A 14,892-nucleotide genomic window follows, 5' to 3' on the forward strand; every position below is an offset into this window, starting at 1 on the left:
TCTAGTTTACGTAAGTTTGCACTCACCTTTCCAGAGATCTTTTTGATTTTCTCGTTCACGCACCACAATTACCTGGTCACCATCCACCATAATTTCCGGCGGGCGGCAGCGGCTGTTGTAGTTTGAGGCCATAACAAAACCATAGGCGCCGGCGCTGCGAACCGCCAGTAAGTCTCCCGGTTTTATTGCCAGTTCACGGTCTTTACCGATGAAATCACCGGTTTCACAAATCGGTCCCACCACATCGTAAATACGTGGTGTGGCATCGGTTTCCTGCTCAACACGTACGATGTTCTGCCAGGCTGAATATAACGACGGGCGGATTAAATCATTCATCGCAGCGTCAACGATGGCGAAGTGTTTTTCATCGCCTTCTTTCACGAATTCAACTTCGGTGATCATAATGCCGGCATTCGCAGCAATAGCGCGGCCGGGCTCCATGATCATCTTTAAGTTTTCGCGGCCAGCCATCTTTTCTACCATGGCGGCGGCGTATTCTTTCGGATGAGGCGGTGTTTCGTTATTGTAAGTCACGCCCAGGCCACCACCCACATCAAGGTGGGAAATGGTAATACCTTTAGCGGCAAGCTCATCAATGAGCTTTAATAATCTTTCAAGGGCATCAACAAACGGCTCAATAGAGGTCAGCTGAGAACCAATGTGGCAGTCCATGCCCTTTACTTCAAGGTTTGACAGACTGGCGGCCAGTTCGTAAGTCGCAACGGCACGTTCGCGGGGAATACCAAATTTATTCGCTTTCAGTCCCGTGGAGATATACGGGTGAGTTTTGGCGTCCACATCCGGATTAATACGCAATGAAATAGGAGCTTTTACGCCCATTTCTGCGGCAACGCTGTTAATGCGCTCCAGTTCCGGTTCAGACTCAACGTTGAAACACAGAATGCCTTTCTCCAGCGCATAACGAATTTCTTCAGGCTTTTTGCCTACACCGGAAAATACCACTTTCTTTGCATCACCACCGGCTTCCAGTACCCGTGCCAGTTCCCCGCCGGATACGATGTCAAAGCCTGAACCTAATTTTGCCAGGACGCTCAGCACGCCTAAGTTTGAATTGGCTTTTACGGCGTAACAAATCAGGTGAGGGTGTCCGCCCAGTGCCTGGTCAAATGCATGCCAGTGACGCTCAAGGGTGGCGCGGGAATAAATATACGCGGGTGTACCGTGTGCTTTAGCGATGTCAGATACTGCTACATCTTCAGCAAACAGTCGCCCGTTTTGAAAAGCGAAAAAATCCATTACTGAGTGTCTCCGGATTGGTCGGCGGGTGTTCCGGCTGGAGTTTGCTGGTTGTCCTGAGACTCTTCTGGAAGATAGAGTGCCCCGCGATAGCCGCATGCTGACAGACCACTAATGAATATCAGCAGCACGATTAAAAAGAAGGGTTTTCTGCGCACAACGAACCCGCATAGAAAGACTAAAATTGCTGCTATGATGGCACTGCGGTGCTAAATTGCAAGCGTCAATAAACGCTCTTTCGTTTTATCGCCATATTCCACTTGTTCCCACAGTGCATCGCACAGAGTACGGGTGTCATTGAGGTCACCTTGTTTCAGCCAGTTGATCAATAGTGAAGGGTCCTGAGGGAACTGAATTGCCTCATTTTCAGGTGCATCCAGCCACTCTTCCACAATGTCAGTGTCGAGCTGAAAAAGGGAATGACATAGTCCCATTTTATCTAACGTGAGTACGTTCGATAATTGTTCAAACTGGCCGTGTAACGGCTTAATCAGCAGCTTTTTGCCCAGATGTAATGCTTCACTGGACAGCTCAAAGCCGCCGTTAGCGATCACGCCATTACAATGCTGTAAGTGATGCTGAAAGCCTGCCTTGGAAGGGGGATTCCAACTGATATGGCCACTTTCGTAATGGCCCTTGATTGACGGGTGATAGCACACAAATTGCTGGTCGGTTAACGGCTCCAGCATCAGGCGGATGTCATCCACGTGTTCAAAAGGCAGATAAACCAGAACATGACTTTTTGACGGTGAGGCCAGACGCTCATCAGCGACAAATGGCGGCACGATGGGCTGGTTAAAGTGAAACCAGTGTACGCCCAGCTGTACCTGCGTGGGTGCAAAGTATTTCAGGATGAGCTTATTGATAATACCGTCGCCGGCTTTCGGGACGGTATAAGTGAAACATGCCTGATGGCTGATAGAGATAGACGGTAATCCCGCACGTTTTGCTGCCCAGGCGGTGACCGGTTCAAAGTCGTTGATAAGAAGGTCATAGCCGGTGACATCAAAGTTACGCACATCCTGCCAGAACTGACCGGGACGGTTTGCTTTGAGCGTTGCGATGCGGTCTACCTGACCGTGACTGGTAATAAAAGTAAGACCACGGAAGGTGCGGTACGGACCAAATACCTCCATATCGAAATACTTGTCTTCATCCCGTCCGGAAAATACAAAATCAACGGTGAAGTCGTCGCGCTGTGCAAAAGCTGCAGCCATGATGCGTGCGCGGGCAATATGACCGTTGCCGGTCCCCTGCACGCCGTAAAGAATTCTCATACTACCCCAGTATCATTAAGCTCGCAGAAGCAATTGTTAAGCCCAGAAGTGCACCGGCTATCACGTCGGTAGGGTAGTGCACACCCAGCAAAATACGGGACAGCCCAATCAGCGCAGCCCAACTGTAAGCCAGAATGGCAAAAGGCGGATAAAAATGCGCTACGATGCTGGCCATCAGCCAGGCTGCGGCGGTGTGCCCGGATGGCAGACTGAATTTATCTGACGGCGTAACGTGGGCCGTGAAGTTATTCAATAAATCGCAGGGGCGGGGACGCTTGAACATACGTTTCAGCACTACATATACCGGCAGTTCGAGTCCGTAGGCCATCAGTGCGGTATACAGAAACAGTTCGCCGTGTTCAGGCTCGAAAGCCCACAGCAGCATACCGATGATGAAGTACAGATAGCCGTCTCCGGTTTTTGACAACCAGATAACGCCGGTACAGTTACGCTTTTGTGTGAGTCGGTAAAGCCAAAAAAACAAATCAGTATCAGCTTTGGTCAAGGATTTCCGGTTCAGCACGGCCCTGGCCTCATTACAATTGATTACAATATAAGCTAATCAGCATGTGTGAATCTGCCGTGACAAAAAAAAGAAACCTTTATGACAGGCCGCAGAGATTTACCGAAATAAGCGGAAGCGAGGTATTTTTATTGTGGTAATTAGTGCTATGCTAACAACAGTTCTGACAACGCATCTTTTCTTTCCAATCAATCACCTTAGTAAACTTCCATGCCGTTTTTAAACGGGGGCAGTGAGGGTGTTGGCGGAATCGCGGGTCAGTGTTTCTTTTCCGGTAATTAAGGCACAGTGATGGACTATAACACTTCTGAATTATGCGATTTATTTGCAGACAGCGTAGATGTGGTCGACCCCATGTTTGTCAGTTATGGCGGACGTTATTCGTTTGGTGGTGAAGTCACAACCATTAAGTGTTTTGAAGATCGCGGGTTGATAGACCGCGTACTGGCGCAGCCGGGTGCAGGAAAAGTATTGCTGATTGATGGTGGCGGTTCTACCCGCCGTGCATTACTTGATGCCGCTTCAGCCCAGCTTGCAATCGATAACGACTGGGAAGGCATTGTTTGTTACGGCAGTGTCCGTGAAGTGGATACTCTGGCAGATTTAGACATCGGCATTCTGGCTGTGGCGTCTATTCCGGTGAATGCGGAAACGGAAAGTACCGGCGAGGTGGATGTGCCGGTTAATTTCGGCGGTGTAACCTTCCTGCCGGAAGATCATCTGTATGCCGACAGCACAGGCGTTATTTTATCGCCGGAGCCGCTGGATCTAGACTAAGCCTGCTGGCTTCACTGAGTTTTCAAAAGAAACCTTCCCGGTTTGACCGGGAAGGTTTTTTTATGGACTTATTTCGTGTTTGCAAACACGTTGTTCAGGTACGCGGCAATGCGGACACCGGCCTGCTGCAAACGGGTTTTTGCTACGGGCAGAAAGTCGTACACATAGTCATAAGACATGTCGTTGGCGTCTTCAGGATAAATCGTATCGCGGATTTCCGTGCTTTCCTTTATCCACACATTGGGATCAAGCGCCTGCCAATCTTTCAGGTTTTTCGTGGTGATTTTCTTATCCAGCCAGTCTGTCCACTCCGTGTAGGACAACTGCTTTGAGTCCAGCATTTTTGAGTCCCACACGGTGTGCAGGTTACTGTCCTGCCAGAAGAAGCGTACCTTAACCGAGTTGCCGCCTCTGTCAGTCCCGTTACCGGCGTGCAAAGGCTGATGGAGATCGCCAATGATATGCACAATAAAGCGCAGTGCGACCTGGCGGTCTTCTCTGCTGGCTTTGGTGTCTTTCAGTACCGTGGTGAAATGCTGAAGTGCCGTGTACGCATCTCCCTGTTCGGGCGCTCCTACTTCATGATATTCATGACCTTCCGGCACAGTGACATAGTGCCAGGGGGGCGAAGTTTTACGCCAGAATTCGCCGGGGGCTGAACGCATTTCGTCAGGATACGTAGACGCTTCAGCCAGTGATTCATTTGGCAGAAGCTTAACAATGGCCGCTTTGGCAGCGGGAGTCAGATGTTTTTCTGCAATTGCGCCGGTAACACGGTGACCGGTTTGTCCCCAGCCAAAGGCGGGCAGGCTCGTCATCATGGTCGATGCCAGGCAGAAAGAAAGTGCAATAGTCCGTTTAGCAAACGCCTGCATGAAAGTTCCTCTTTTATTTGTCGTTATGGTGTTGATAGCCCCAGCGCATCATTAATGTCTGATCGACGCCCAGGTGATCCAGAATTCTGGCTACCACGAAGTCGACCAGGTCGCTGATTTGTTTTGGATTATGATAGAAGCCGGGCGAAGCGGGCATGATTGTCGCACCGGTTTGTGACAGTTTTAACATATTTTCCAGATGGATAGACGAAAGCGGCATCTCACGGGTAACAAGAATAAGTTGTCCCCGTTCTTTTAACACCACGTCGGCAGCACGTTCGATAAGGTTGTCGCTGGCCCCTGTTGCTATAGCTGACAATGTGCCGGTTGAACACGGGCACACCACCATCTGTTTAGGTGCTGCAGAACCCGATGCCACAGGTGAAAACCATTCTTCCTTGCCACACACACGGATCTGGTTTTCACGGGCACCGAAGCGTTCACTGAAAAATGCACTGGCGGCATCCGGCTTCGACGGGATTTTCACTTCTTCTTCGGTAGCAAAAACAACTTTCGCGGCTGACGAAATCAGCACAAAAATGTCGTAATCGGCTTTGACCAGTATTTCCAGCAGGCGCATGGCATACGGTGCACCGGACGCACCAGTAATCGCCAGAGTGATGGTTTTATTTGTCATAGCGTTTTCTGCTTCCTCAGGAATGTGTGACGTCAGCACTGGCCAGTGCATCCAGCAGTCGTTGGTGAATGCCTTCAAAACCACCGTTGCTCATCACCAGTACATGGTCGCCCGGCCGGCTGATGGATTTCACCTGCTGGACAATACTCTCTACGTCATGATAGCAGTAAGCCGGTGTGTCACTGTGTTTGGCGGTCTCTGCCAGTGACCATTTCATCCCGGCAGGCTCAAACAGCAGCACTTCGTCAGCCTGTTGCCAGCTGTTGCCCAGCGTATGTTCGTGTACGCCCATTTTCATGGTGTTCGAACGGGGTTCCAGAATTGCGATAATGCGGGCTTTACCCACTTTGTTCCGTAAACCCTGAATGGTGGTAGTGATGGCCGTGGGGTGATGGGCAAAGTCATCGTATACCGTAATTTCATTCACGGTACCTTTGGTTTCCATACGGCGCTTCACGTTTTTAAATGTGGCGAGGGCTTCGATAGCCTGCGCTGTTGCCACTCCGGCATGGTGCGCTGCTGCAATAGCCATCAGGGCGTTATTCACGTTATGCTGGCCCACCAGAGACCAGTTAACAGTACCTGCTTTTTCTCCACGGAAAAGTACCTCAAAAGCACTGCCATCAGGAGTCAGCAGATTGGCTTCCCAGTCTTTTCCGGTAAATTGTTGTTCTGACCAGCAGCCTTTTTCCAGTGTGGCCTTCAGCGGTTTGTCTTTTTGTGGTGACAGGATCAGACCATTTTCCGGCACCATACGAACTAAGTGATGGAACTGGGTTTGAATGGCTGCAAGATCAGGGAAAATATCCGCATGATCGAACTCAAGGTTGTTCAGGATCAGCGTACGCGGACGATAGTGAACAAACTTAGAGCGTTTATCGAAAAAGGCACTGTCGTATTCGTCCGCTTCGATGACAAAGAATGGACTTTCGCCAATGCGGGCAGACACACCGAAGTTCTCCGGAATACCACCAATCAGAAAACCGGGCGCCAGGCCGGCATGCTCAAGGATCCACGCTACCATGCTGGAAGTGGTAGTTTTACCATGGGTGCCGGCGATACCAATCACCCACCGGGAGGTAAGCAGGTTGTCTAACAGCCATTGAGGACCGCTGGTATAGGGAAGATTGCGGTTTAAAACATACTCAACAGCAGGATTGCCCCGGGACATGGCATTGCCGATGATAACCATATCCGGTGCCGGTTCGAACTGAGCGGGGTCATAGCCCTCTGTTAACTCAATGCCCAGCGCTTCCAGCTGAGTGCTCATTGGCGGATAAACATTGCGGTCGGAACCGGTCACCTTGTGGCCTAGCGATTTGGCGATTGCGGCGATACCACCCATAAAGCTGCCGCAAATGCCGAGAATGTGAACGTGCATAAGAATCCTGTGTACGATTAAGGTGGCTACTTTAGCAGAACTCCCGGTGTGCACGCCAATACCAGAGTACGCGGCAATGTAAGAATAAGCCGTTTCCCTGTGGTCCATTCGCGGTTACAATCGTTTTAATTACATTTGCTACCAGCCCGTGTGAACGAAAACACCGGCATACAATAATAAAGCAAAGTGATTCAGATTGGCTTTTGGACACTGGCGGGAATGCCGGCGCAAAGCGAATCATTACCCTACATAAATAAACAAGGCTATTGCACACAATGAAACGTTTAAATTCTCAACTACAACAAGACGGCGCTCCTCTTGAGCTTATTTTGCTTATCCGTACATTGCTGGCGGGCTGTAAGGAAATTTCTTTCCGTGTCAGTCAGGGCGCTTTGGCGGGGGTATTAGGTTCGACGTTGAGTGAAAACGTTCAGGGGGAAACCCAAAAGAAGCTGGACGTGATTTCTAACCAGATATTGAAAGATACTTTACGGGATTCTGGCTATGTAAAAGCCATTTCTTCTGAAGAAGAGGACACGGTGGTACCGTGCAACCCTGAAGGCAACTACCTGGTAAGTTTTGACCCGCTGGATGGCTCGTCAAATACTGAAATCAACAGCCTGATTGGTACTATTTTCTCTATCGCCCATGCACCGCAGTGGATGGAGCCGGACGACCCGTCTGCGTTTTTACAGCCCGGTACACAAATGGTTGCTGCCGGTTATGTACTGTATGGTCCGTCAACCATGATGGCGCTGACTACCGGCCGTGGCACGCACATTTATACACTGGATAAAACCCACGGAGGTTTCCTGTTAACGCACCCTAATGTGCAGGTGCCTGAGCAAACATCCGAGTTTTCAATCAACGCGTCTAATCAGCGCCACTGGGAAGCGCCGATGAAAGCTTATATTGCTGACTTGCTGGCGGGCACAGACGGTCCCCGTGAAAAGAATTTCAACATGCGCTGGGTGGCGGCGATGGTGGGCGATATTCACCGTCTGCTTTGCCGGGGCGGTATTTTTATGTATCCCTATGACAACCGTAACCCGTCTAAAGCCGGTAAACTGCGTTTATTATACGAAGCCAACCCGATGGCATTTCTGATGGAACAGGCCGGTGGCCTGGCCGATACGGGGACAGGTCGTATCATGGAAGTGATGCCCACCGAAATTCATCAACGTGTACCGGTGATTTTAGGTTCCAAAGAAGAAGTGGAAACGTGCCTGAGCTATCACGCTAAAGCGGAATAGCGCACATTCAGCACAAAAATACTGAAGACTGCTTAAGACTTGGGTCTTAAGCAGTTTTTATTTTACGGTAGTCACCGTATACTTAGGCGCGATTTTGCCGTGAAAGGGAATACAGTGTGTTTGTTTTCCCGGACAAATCCCGTTTTTAATTTAACAAATCAAAGGATTATTTCATGAGCCTTAACAACGTTCCTGCTGGTAAAGATATGCCAGAAGTGGTGAATGTCATCATCGAAATCCCAGCTCACGCTGACCCGGTAAAATATGAAGTAGACAAAGACACCGGTGCAATGTTTGTTGACCGTTTCATGGCTACCTGCATGCACTATCCGGTAAACTACGGCTACGTGAATAACACACTGTCTTTAGACGGTGACCCGGTTGACGTACTGGTTATGACGCCGTTCCCTATTATCAGCGGTTCTGTGATCAAGTGTCGTCCTGTTGGCGTTCTGAACATGACTGACGAGTCAGGTACTGATGCGAAAGTTCTGGCAGTGCCGGTAGACAAACTGTCTACGATTTACCGCGACGTGAAAGACATCAACGACGTGCCGGAGCTGACTAAACAGCAAATTGAGCACTTCTTCTCTCACTATAAAGATCTGGAGCCTGGCAAGTGGGTTAAGATCGACGGTTGGGCAGATGCAGAAGCAGCGAAAGCTGAAATCGTATCCAGCGCCAAGCGTTACGAAGAAGGCAAATAAGCCCTTCTTTCCGCAGATTGAAAAAGCCCGGTTCGCCGGGCTTTTTTGTGCGTATTGGATCGCGATCTGATCTGTAGCTGCACTTTGAGACATTGAGACTGCCCCTTCAGATCCCGATGTAGTAGGATTATTTCCACAAGCCAAACTTTTGTGGTATTGGTGGAAAGCAATCAAAAAAGAGTTGACTATTTATTATTGTCGAATTGATAGACACCGTACGGTTTCTGCGCTGCGATGGTATCAAAGGCTTTAATCTGTTGGCGCCGGAGGGGACTGGTAATACAGTCATCAACGCCATGTATACAAACAATGCACAAAGTTATCCACAGCCTTGTGCATAAAAAAGACTTGATTTGCGGGTAAAAATGATCAAAGCGATCTTTGGATCAAAGCGGAGGCCAAATATTTTCGCGGCTGATTATGGTCCCTGTGTGTACTTTGGAATAAATTCGGGGTTCAGGCCGGGTAGTTTGGACAACCCGGAGCTATGCTTTAGTTCAGGGTTTGTATATGATTTCAGAGCAGACTGTGAAATCCGTTGAACGCGCGGATTTGGCGTCCGGCTGCCGGAGATTAATGTGAGTTCAGATATTCAGAAGTTGCAGCAGCAAATTGCATTGTTGCAGAGAAAATTGAGTCGTGAGCAGCTGGCGCGTACGGCGGCTGAAGACATGCTCAATAATTACTCCCGCGATGCCTATCTGGCAAATCAAAACCTGCGTCGTGCTCTCAGCGAAACCCGCGCTATATATCATCAGTTGCTGTCTCAACTTCCTGACAGTGAGGCTGATACATTTAAACAGTCAGCCAAACTTTCCTCTGACAGCATAGCCATGGTGGACCGTATGACACTGCTTAGCCAGCTTGCTGCAGGTATTGCTCATGAAATTAATAACCCCATCGGCTTTATCAAAAGTAACTGTGAAATTCAGGAATATATGCTGAAGGATGTGTTCGATGCCTGGGATGAACTTAAGGATGAGTTAAAAAAGGGCGGCACCTCTGCAGCTAAATTACCCGCTGACATGGAGTTGAAATACTTGCTGCGGGATGTGAGAGAGATGCTTTCAGACATGCAAAAATCCTCTCTGGAAGGCGCTAACCGTATTGCTGAAATTGTTTCCTCACTGCAGATTTTTTCTTCTCCGGTTACCGTGGAACGTAACTGGGAAGATGTAGATGATCTTCTTGAGTTTGGTCTGGAGGAAATCATCAGGCGAATTCCTGCAAATGTTTCTCTTAATTTCGATGCGTCGGATTCCCGCTCACAGGTACTGGTTAACAGGAAGCAAATCAGGCAGGTGCTTGAGGCAGTAGTTGAAAACTCAATTGATGCCTGTGTATCCGGCGGCACAATCAGTATCGCTGTAGCTGATCTGCCGGGCGCAGTTAAAGTGTTTATAAAAGACAATGGTGAAGGAATAAAGCCTGAGCACATGCCATTAATCTTTACGCCTTTCTTCACTACCCGCCCTCCCGGCAGCGGCACAGGTCTTGGCCTTTCTGTGGCCCAGGCTTTGATGGAATCTCATAATGGCTGGATAGATATTCAGAGCGATACCGGTTCCGGAACCACTGTGACCCTCAATTTCCCTCTGCAGTGATAATTCTGTGTATTTACATTAGTAAATGCTGACTTTTCAAACTCAGTTCCGGGCTGTAAACTCCCTTCCCTCTTTTTTTAAAGGTCAATTACTCTAAAGTCTAAATATAGGCTAAGGTTAAGGTGACCCTTAACCAATTTCTGAGAAAGCAGGGATGTGAGTCAATTATATGCGAAATAATCAACCGGTTACCCAGAAGCTTTATAACATTCCTCAGCACTACCGGCTCATTTCATCTACCGATAAACGTGGTGTGATCTCGCACTGCAATGATGAGTTCGTTGAAGTCAGTGGTTTCAGCCGTGATGAACTGATTGGAAAAAACCATAATATTGTACGTCATCCGGACATGCCGCCGGGTGTGTTCGGCGAAATGTGGGATACCTTATCTGCCGGCAATATCTGGATGGGACTGGTAAAAAACCGGCGCAAGAACGGAGATCATTACTGGGTTTCGGCGTTCGTGACCCCGGTTTTTGAAAACTCTCAGATCACGGGTTATGAGTCAGTACGTGTGCCGGCTTTGCCGGATGAAATTGCCCGTGCAGAATACCGTTACGAGCGGCTACGTGAAGGTAAGTCCAGTACATCGACCGGCGAACTGGCCATTCACTATATGAAAGATTGCCTGCCATTTATCGTAATGGGTCTTATTACCGCAGCGGCCTTATTCGCCACAGCGGGTGTGTTGCCGGCTGTTATCGCTGCCACAGGTTTCACGCTGTGCAGTTTCTGGATGGCGTCTAAAGTTAAAGGTGACTGGCAGGCGCTTATTGATATTTCTCCGGACAGCTATTCGAATCCGGTGGTATCGCAAACCTATTTTGCTGACTTCGGTAACCGGTCACGTGCGAAACTGGTTCTGGGATGCGAGCTTGCGCGCAGCCGTACGGCTCTTGACCGCATTCAGGATGCTGCCGCGGGGCTGGATACGATTGCTAACACCACTCATCAACAGGCCGAAATAACCAGTACGGCTGTCGTGCAGCAAAACGAGGCAACGCAAAACATTGCTTCAGCCGTTAACGAGATGTCGCAGGCTATTCAAAGTGTATCAGAGCGGGTTGATATGAATGCAGACAGCGCCCGCTCTGCTTCTAAAAATGTGGAAGCCGGTAATCAGAAAGCGGATGAAGCGTTATCTGCCATCATGGCGCTGAAAGAAGCGGTCAGTTCTATTTCGGTCACCGTGCAGGAACTGGCGCAGTCAACGAATGATATTGGTGAAGCTGCCAGTTTGATATCGACCATTGCTGAACAGACAAATCTGCTGGCACTGAACGCTGCCATTGAAGCTGCCCGCGCCGGCGAGCAGGGACGAGGCTTCGCTGTGGTCGCTGATGAAGTACGTTCACTGGCGTCAAAAACCAGAGAGTCCACAGATAAAATTCATAATATTATCCATGTTCTGGCTGAGCGGTCAGAACGGGCTGTTAGAGTATCCAATGACGGTATGGCATCAGCCGAGCAGGGCACGGCCATTGTCGAAGATACCCGCAAAACACTGGCAGACATTAATCAGGCCGTGAGTGTTATTGCCGATCAAACCTTCGAAATGGCCTCCGCTGTAGAGCAGCAAAGTTCTGTGGCAGAACACATCAATCAGCAGGTCGTAGAAATTGCCGATGGTGCCAAAGATACCCAGCGGGCATCTGAATCATCTTTAGATGCCAGCCAGCGTCTGCGTAAAACCGTTAACGAAGTTCACTCGGTTATCACCCGCTTTACCAATAAGCGGAATGTGGTGTAACCCGCTTTTAGTTCTTACTGTTTGCCTGTAGCTTTACCACTTCTGCTGATTCGGCGTCGAGGACGTCATCAGCAGAAGCGCCTTTGAGCAATTTGCCGACGGCATCTTTATTCTTTGCCAGCATGACAGACAGATTCTCAATCACGTCGTCTTCCAGCTTGATACCTTTCGCACCGATGTAAGCAGCCAGATTGTCTGCCGCATCCAGCATTTTGTCATACTGATCAGCTTCCTTCTTGTCTGTAGTGACCAACTTTTCTACCCCTTTATGCGAAACAACATATTGCACTGTAATAGCCATGATGGTTCTCCGATGTCGAACGTAAAATGAAATTTAATTTTAACCTGATTCATAAATACTGTATAAATAAACAGTATCTGAGGCAACTGTTTTTTGTACTATGTTGAGAATTATTCCGGTTATTGCACAGGCTGGTATCACCGGCTTCGAGTCCCCGGCAGCCGAATACCGTCAGCTCGGGCTTGATCTCGACGAGCTGCTTATCGACCATCCCACTGCTACATTTATTGGCCAGGCACAGGGAGAGTCGATGACCGGCGTGGGCATATTCGATGGCGATTTACTCATTGTCGACCGCGCTGCTGCACCCACTTCGCTGGATGTAGTAGTGGCTAATTTGAATGGTGTGTTTGTGTGTAAGCTGTTCGATCGCAAAGCTATGGTTCTGGTATCGCCCGGCAAACATCAGCAACCTTACGTGTTGGGGGAGGGAGATACCTTCGAAGAAGAAGGCATTGTTGTCCGTTCTGTCAGAATGCATCGCTATACCAGGCAGTTAAGACAATGTTTGCGTTAGTCGATGCCAACGGCTTTTATGCGTCCGCCGAAAAGGTGTTTGACCCCACTATCCGTGACAAACCCGTGGTAGTGCTGACAAACAACGACGGCTGCATTTGTGCATTGTGCGATAAGGCGAAAGCCCTTGGCGTAAAGAAATTCGGCCCGTACTACAAGGTACAGAAACTGCTGGAACAAAAAGGGGCAGTGATCAGGTCGTCTAACTATGAACTGTACGACTATTTGTCCAACCAGATGATGAATATTGTTGGCGGTTTTGCACCTCACCAGCATGTGTATTCTATCGACGAGTGCTTTTTGTATTTTGATAACTGGCAACCGCCGGAAGGATGGCACGCCTACGGTGAAACTATCAGGCGTGCTGTCTGGCAGCAGTTGCGTCTGCCTGTGGGAGTGGGTTTCGGGCTTACACCGACGCTGGCGAAGGTAGCCAGCCATGCGGGTAAAAGACTGGGAGATAAATCCGGCATTGCGGTGCTCGCTGAAAAGACACAGATCCAGCGCACCTTACAGGAAATGTCGCCGCAGGATGTGTGGGGGATTGGCCGGCGTATTGCGGAAAAGCTGGAAAACAGTGGTGTGCGCTCTGCGTGGGAGCTTGCCTGCGCAGCGCCTAAAAGTATCCGCAAGCAATTCTCTGTAGAGATTGAACGTACCGTGCGGGAGCTTAACGGTGTTACCTGCATTGAGTGGGAAAGTCATCGTCCTAAAAAACAGCAAATCTATGCTACCCGCGCTTTTGGCCATCCGGTTACGGACCATCAGAGTTTACGGCAGGCACTTTGCTGGCATGCTGAGCGGGTAGCTGAAAAGCTCAGGAAGCAAAATTGTACCGTGAAAACCCTTACCCTGTTTGCCCATGCGAACCCCTTTGCCGCCAGCGGGCATTATCATAAAGCTGTACAGCACCGTTTTGCTATTGCCACCGCTGACACGCGAATGCTGTCAGAAGCAGCCGGTAATGCAGCTGATACATTATATAGAGAAGGCGTGTTGTTTCATAAGTGCGGCGTGGGAGCAATTGAAATTCAGGATGAAGATGTAAAGCAGCCTGATTTGTTCGCACAAAGCGAAGGGAATACAAAGCTGATGGCATGCATGGACGCCATTAACAGAAAATACGGCAGCAGTACCATTGGCATCGCGGCGAAAGGTGACCATCAACCCTGGCGTATGAAGCGGGCGTATTTGTCTCCTCAGTACACAACTAACTGGCGGCATTTACCCCAATGTCAGTGTTGATGACATAAATGTTAGATTCAAAAGCGACATGGTTCGTTACACTAGAGATGTAGCAGATGCCGGGCAACAAAGGAGAGAACAGAGATGAAGTTAGATTTGACGAATGTCAGCGGAGTGATATTTGATTTAGACGGTACGCTGGTGGAGTCTGTCCTCGACTTTTCTCAAATGCGCCGCGAAATAGGTTGCCCTGCCAGCGAAGATATTCTTACCTTTATCGATAACCTGCCTGATGAAACCTCAAGAGCATCGGCACATCAGGTCATTCTTGATCACGAAATGGCCGATGCAGAGAATGCGAAATGGTTGCCGGCAGGAAAATCCATGGTAGATGCCGTTATCAAAGCAGATCTGCCCGTTGCCATTGTTACCCGCAACTGCAAACAGGCCACAGCGCTTAAAATCAGCAATAACCAAATCCCCATTTCAACCGTGCTCACCCGCGAATGCGCTCCTGCCAAGCCCGATCCCACGGCACTACTTATGATTGCCGGACAATGGCAAATAGCCCCCGCACATATCCTTTATGTGGGAGACTATATCTACGATCAGCAGGCCGCAGAAAATGCGGGCATGCAGTGGTTGTTGGTTTAATCGTGAGTGCCGGGCCACGACGGCATTTCGGGAATTTCCGGCATTAAATCGATTTTGGGTTCAGATTTTAAATTAAGACTGAAGTCATCTGACAACGTGGTCATACCTCCAGCTATATACTCCCAATCTTTACAATCAAGTTCTTGAATATTATTTAAATGTAATGTATCCATATTTAAAGCTCCTTTAATTAAC

Annotated in this window: 17 protein-coding genes; 8 read left to right on the plus strand and 9 right to left on the minus strand. The window is 49.1% G+C overall.

The features are described 5' to 3' along the window. Positions 1 to 6: 6 nt before the first annotated feature. Genes lysA through DS731_RS02200 form a run of 4 tightly spaced genes read right to left on the minus strand, consistent with a single transcriptional unit; the run spans position 7 to position 3,039 of the window. Positions 7 to 1,257 carry a diaminopimelate decarboxylase gene (gene lysA, locus DS731_RS02185; RefSeq protein ID WP_119499803.1) on the minus strand — a complete coding sequence of 417 codons (1,251 nt, stop codon included), beginning with the start codon at positions 1,255 to 1,257 and terminating at the stop codon, positions 7 to 9. Further along, the gene (gene lptM / locus DS731_RS22415; RefSeq protein ID WP_119499804.1) at positions 1,257 to 1,415 is read right to left on the minus strand and encodes an LPS translocon maturation chaperone LptM; all 159 of its coding nucleotides are present in this window, start codon (positions 1,413 to 1,415) and stop codon (positions 1,257 to 1,259) included. The genes lysA and lptM overlap by 1 nt, the downstream gene beginning before the upstream one ends. A gap of 51 nt (positions 1,416 to 1,466) precedes the next feature. Beyond that, positions 1,467 to 2,534, minus strand: a complete 1,068-nt coding sequence (locus tag DS731_RS02195) for an MJ1255/VC2487 family glycosyltransferase (protein WP_119499805.1) — start codon at positions 2,532 to 2,534, stop codon at positions 1,467 to 1,469. A gap of 1 nt (position 2,535) precedes the next feature. Next, positions 2,536 to 3,039, minus strand: a complete 504-nt coding sequence (locus tag DS731_RS02200) for a phosphatase PAP2 family protein (RefSeq protein WP_442858437.1) — start codon at positions 3,037 to 3,039, stop codon at positions 2,536 to 2,538. Positions 3,040 to 3,348: 309 nt separating this feature from the next. Here DS731_RS02200 and rraA point away from each other — a divergent pair, with 309 nt between their 5' ends. Continuing rightward, complete coding sequence (gene rraA, locus DS731_RS02205) at positions 3,349 to 3,834, plus strand: ribonuclease E activity regulator RraA (RefSeq protein ID WP_119499806.1); 486 nt, start codon at positions 3,349 to 3,351, stop codon at positions 3,832 to 3,834. A 68-nt stretch (positions 3,835 to 3,902) separates the two neighbouring features. On the opposite strand, the gene DS731_RS02210 is transcribed toward rraA, so the two are convergent. Genes DS731_RS02210 through mpl form a run of 3 tightly spaced genes read right to left on the minus strand, consistent with a single transcriptional unit; the run spans position 3,903 to position 6,727 of the window. Then, positions 3,903 to 4,709 carry a S1/P1 nuclease gene (locus tag DS731_RS02210; protein WP_119499807.1) on the minus strand — a complete coding sequence of 269 codons (807 nt, stop codon included), beginning with the start codon at positions 4,707 to 4,709 and terminating at the stop codon, positions 3,903 to 3,905. A 13-nt stretch (positions 4,710 to 4,722) separates the two neighbouring features. After that, positions 4,723 to 5,346 (minus strand): flavin prenyltransferase UbiX, encoded by a 624-nt coding sequence (locus DS731_RS02215; RefSeq protein WP_119503262.1) that lies wholly within the window; start codon positions 5,344 to 5,346, stop codon positions 4,723 to 4,725. Positions 5,347 to 5,362: 16 nt separating this feature from the next. Continuing rightward, positions 5,363 to 6,727, minus strand: coding sequence for a UDP-N-acetylmuramate:L-alanyl-gamma-D-glutamyl-meso-diaminopimelate ligase (gene mpl / locus DS731_RS02220; protein WP_119499808.1), 1,365 nt, complete (start codon positions 6,725 to 6,727; stop codon positions 5,363 to 5,365). 275 nt (positions 6,728 to 7,002) lie between these two features. Here mpl and DS731_RS02225 point away from each other — a divergent pair, with 275 nt between their 5' ends. The 4 genes from DS731_RS02225 (at position 7,003) to DS731_RS02240 (ending at position 12,041) form a co-directional block, all read left to right on the plus strand. Continuing rightward, positions 7,003 to 7,980, plus strand: a complete 978-nt coding sequence (locus DS731_RS02225; protein ID WP_119499809.1) for a class 1 fructose-bisphosphatase — start codon at positions 7,003 to 7,005, stop codon at positions 7,978 to 7,980. A 173-nt stretch (positions 7,981 to 8,153) separates the two neighbouring features. Further along, the gene (gene ppa, locus DS731_RS02230; RefSeq protein ID WP_119499810.1) at positions 8,154 to 8,687 is read left to right on the plus strand and encodes an inorganic diphosphatase; all 534 of its coding nucleotides are present in this window, start codon (positions 8,154 to 8,156) and stop codon (positions 8,685 to 8,687) included. A 578-nt stretch (positions 8,688 to 9,265) separates the two neighbouring features. Then, positions 9,266 to 10,291, plus strand: coding sequence for a sensor histidine kinase (locus DS731_RS02235; protein WP_119499811.1), 1,026 nt, complete (start codon positions 9,266 to 9,268; stop codon positions 10,289 to 10,291). A gap of 169 nt (positions 10,292 to 10,460) precedes the next feature. Then, positions 10,461 to 12,041, plus strand: a complete 1,581-nt coding sequence (locus tag DS731_RS02240) for a methyl-accepting chemotaxis protein (RefSeq protein WP_119499812.1) — start codon at positions 10,461 to 10,463, stop codon at positions 12,039 to 12,041. Positions 12,042 to 12,048: 7 nt separating this feature from the next. On the opposite strand, the gene DS731_RS02245 is transcribed toward DS731_RS02240, so the two are convergent. Continuing rightward, positions 12,049 to 12,342, minus strand: a complete 294-nt coding sequence (locus DS731_RS02245) for a YebG family protein (RefSeq protein WP_119499813.1) — start codon at positions 12,340 to 12,342, stop codon at positions 12,049 to 12,051. A 100-nt stretch (positions 12,343 to 12,442) separates the two neighbouring features. Here DS731_RS02245 and DS731_RS02250 point away from each other — a divergent pair, with 100 nt between their 5' ends. The 3 genes from DS731_RS02250 (at position 12,443) to DS731_RS02260 (ending at position 14,697) form a co-directional block, all read left to right on the plus strand. Further along, a complete protein-coding gene (locus DS731_RS02250; protein ID WP_119499814.1) occupies positions 12,443 to 12,859 on the plus strand; it encodes a S24 family peptidase in 417 nt (138 codons plus the stop codon). Continuing rightward, a complete protein-coding gene (locus DS731_RS02255; RefSeq protein ID WP_119499815.1) occupies positions 12,847 to 14,103 on the plus strand; it encodes a Y-family DNA polymerase in 1,257 nt (418 codons plus the stop codon). Before DS731_RS02250 ends, DS731_RS02255 begins: the two co-directional genes overlap by 13 nt. 84 nt (positions 14,104 to 14,187) lie before the next feature. Next, positions 14,188 to 14,697 (plus strand): HAD family hydrolase, encoded by a 510-nt coding sequence (locus DS731_RS02260; protein ID WP_119499816.1) that lies wholly within the window; start codon positions 14,188 to 14,190, stop codon positions 14,695 to 14,697. Here DS731_RS02260 and DS731_RS21860 read toward each other — a convergent pair. After that, the gene (locus DS731_RS21860; protein WP_161599077.1) at positions 14,694 to 14,870 is read right to left on the minus strand and encodes a hypothetical protein; all 177 of its coding nucleotides are present in this window, start codon (positions 14,868 to 14,870) and stop codon (positions 14,694 to 14,696) included. The two genes, DS731_RS02260 and DS731_RS21860, sit on opposite strands and share 4 nt — an antisense overlap. Between the last annotated feature and the right edge of the window lie 22 nt (positions 14,871 to 14,892).

This window comes from Alteromonas sp. RKMC-009 (assembly GCF_003584565.2).
Classification (GTDB): Bacteria; Pseudomonadota; Gammaproteobacteria; order Enterobacterales; family Alteromonadaceae; genus Alteromonas.

Excerpts from the sequence above, each read along its gene's own strand:
- lysA (WP_119499803.1), bottom strand. The coding sequence starts at position 1,257 with ATGGATTTTTTCGCTTTTCAAAACGGGCGACTGTTTGCTGAAGATGTA.
- DS731_RS02195 (WP_119499805.1), bottom strand. The coding sequence starts at position 2,534 with ATGAGAATTCTTTACGGCGTGCAGGGGACCGGCAACGGTCATATTGCC.
- rraA (WP_119499806.1), top strand. The coding sequence starts at position 3,349 with ATGGACTATAACACTTCTGAATTATGCGATTTATTTGCAGACAGCGTA.
- DS731_RS02210 (WP_119499807.1), bottom strand. The coding sequence starts at position 4,709 with ATGCAGGCGTTTGCTAAACGGACTATTGCACTTTCTTTCTGCCTGGCA.
- DS731_RS02215 (WP_119503262.1), bottom strand. The coding sequence starts at position 5,346 with ATGACAAATAAAACCATCACTCTGGCGATTACTGGTGCGTCCGGTGCA.
- mpl (WP_119499808.1), bottom strand. The coding sequence starts at position 6,727 with ATGCACGTTCACATTCTCGGCATTTGCGGCAGCTTTATGGGTGGTATC.
- DS731_RS02225 (WP_119499809.1), top strand. The coding sequence starts at position 7,003 with ATGAAACGTTTAAATTCTCAACTACAACAAGACGGCGCTCCTCTTGAG.
- ppa (WP_119499810.1), top strand. The coding sequence starts at position 8,154 with ATGAGCCTTAACAACGTTCCTGCTGGTAAAGATATGCCAGAAGTGGTG.
- DS731_RS02240 (WP_119499812.1), top strand. The coding sequence starts at position 10,461 with ATGCGAAATAATCAACCGGTTACCCAGAAGCTTTATAACATTCCTCAG.
- DS731_RS02245 (WP_119499813.1), bottom strand. The coding sequence starts at position 12,342 with ATGGCTATTACAGTGCAATATGTTGTTTCGCATAAAGGGGTAGAAAAG.
- DS731_RS02250 (WP_119499814.1), top strand. The coding sequence starts at position 12,443 with ATGTTGAGAATTATTCCGGTTATTGCACAGGCTGGTATCACCGGCTTC.
- DS731_RS02255 (WP_119499815.1), top strand. The coding sequence starts at position 12,847 with ATGTTTGCGTTAGTCGATGCCAACGGCTTTTATGCGTCCGCCGAAAAG.
- DS731_RS02260 (WP_119499816.1), top strand. The coding sequence starts at position 14,188 with ATGAAGTTAGATTTGACGAATGTCAGCGGAGTGATATTTGATTTAGAC.
- DS731_RS21860 (WP_161599077.1), bottom strand. The coding sequence starts at position 14,870 with ATGGATACATTACATTTAAATAATATTCAAGAACTTGATTGTAAAGAT.